The following is an 899-nucleotide window of genomic DNA, read 5'->3' on the forward strand; positions in this document are numbered from 1 at the left end:
CGTCTTAACGACTGGGCCGAGCGGAATAAAGATTCCCGCAATGGCAAAGATGTGAAGAAGTTGCTGGAGAAGATGTAAGACAAGTTATGCAGATGGCGGCGTCAATTTGTCGCCATCTGTATTTATAGCACTAAGCAGCATGTGGATATTGAATTTCAATACGTTGAATATGCAATCCTGCATGAGCCATCATGGTGATCAATTTATCGATACTAAAGATCTGGATCTTACCTCTGGCAAGTTCAGATATGCGAGGTTGAGTGACCCCTAAAGCAGAAGCTGCCTGAGCCTGGCTAAACCCTTGTTGTTCAATCCAGTTATTAATGATTGTTACAAGCTCGGCACGGATCCGCATATTTTCCGCTTGTTCAGGGGTGTCACTCACCGCATCCCACACACTATCAAAGGTTTCAATTTTCATTTTTCCGCTCCTGAACAAGTTCTTTATAGCGTCGTTTTGCTAAATCAATATCCGATTGACTGGTAGTCTGTGTTTTCTTTTGAAAACAATGCAATACGTAAACCGCTTCTTCAAATTTTGCGACATACATGACGCGATAGATCCCATCAGCATCGCGAGTACGAATCTCTCGCACACCAGGGCCGATAGTTGAAAAAGGTTTACAGTCGTATGGGTTTAAGCCTTGTTGGATCCTGTCGAGTTGATAGCCAATTTCCTGTCGAGACGATTCTGGAAATGCGCGTAAATCGTCAAGACTGGTATCAAGAAAAGCCAACTTTTTTCTCATTACTCCATCCTTAGATTATACTAAATTTTGTATAAATCAAATGCGCAGTTTGAACCTGCACATTTGATGTTTTATCACACCTCGTACTCCATCTCGCCATCCTCACGCAGCGGTATAATCTGCACCTTCTGCACGCGATGGCTTTCTACC

The 899-nt window shown here is 43.2% G+C and carries 4 protein-coding genes; 1 reads left to right on the forward strand and 3 read right to left on the reverse strand.

The annotated features are described in order from the left end of the window. On the forward strand, window positions 1-78 hold a 78-nt coding region (locus tag RTW80_RS31775), incomplete at its 5' end, for a hypothetical protein (protein WP_409415318.1). Between the two features lie 52 nt (window positions 79-130). On the opposite strand, the gene RTW80_RS26190 is transcribed toward RTW80_RS31775, so the two are convergent. The 3 genes from RTW80_RS26190 to RTW80_RS31780 all read right to left on the reverse strand — a co-directional run. Beyond that, window positions 131-421 (reverse strand): helix-turn-helix domain-containing protein, encoded by a 291-nt coding sequence (locus tag RTW80_RS26190; RefSeq protein ID WP_000687871.1) that lies wholly within the window; start codon window positions 419-421, stop codon window positions 131-133. Further along, window positions 411-749 (reverse strand): type II toxin-antitoxin system RelE/ParE family toxin, encoded by a 339-nt coding sequence (locus tag RTW80_RS26195; protein ID WP_001227696.1) that lies wholly within the window; start codon window positions 747-749, stop codon window positions 411-413. The genes RTW80_RS26190 and RTW80_RS26195 overlap by 11 nt, the downstream gene beginning before the upstream one ends. A gap of 74 nt (window positions 750-823) precedes the next feature. Next, window positions 824-899 (reverse strand): hypothetical protein (locus RTW80_RS31780; protein WP_409415319.1); only part of this gene is annotated, 76 nt, incomplete at its 5' end.

The organism is Escherichia sp. AM3, assembly GCF_032029835.1.
Classification (GTDB): domain Bacteria; phylum Pseudomonadota; class Gammaproteobacteria; order Enterobacterales; family Enterobacteriaceae; genus Escherichia; species Escherichia coli.

Bases quoted from the DNA above. Each gene is read 5' to 3' on its own strand.
- RTW80_RS26190 (WP_000687871.1), bottom strand. From the start codon at position 421: ATGAAAATTGAAACCTTTGATAGTGTGTGGGATGCGGTGAGTGACACC.
- RTW80_RS26195 (WP_001227696.1), bottom strand. From the start codon at position 749: ATGAGAAAAAAGTTGGCTTTTCTTGATACCAGTCTTGACGATTTACGC.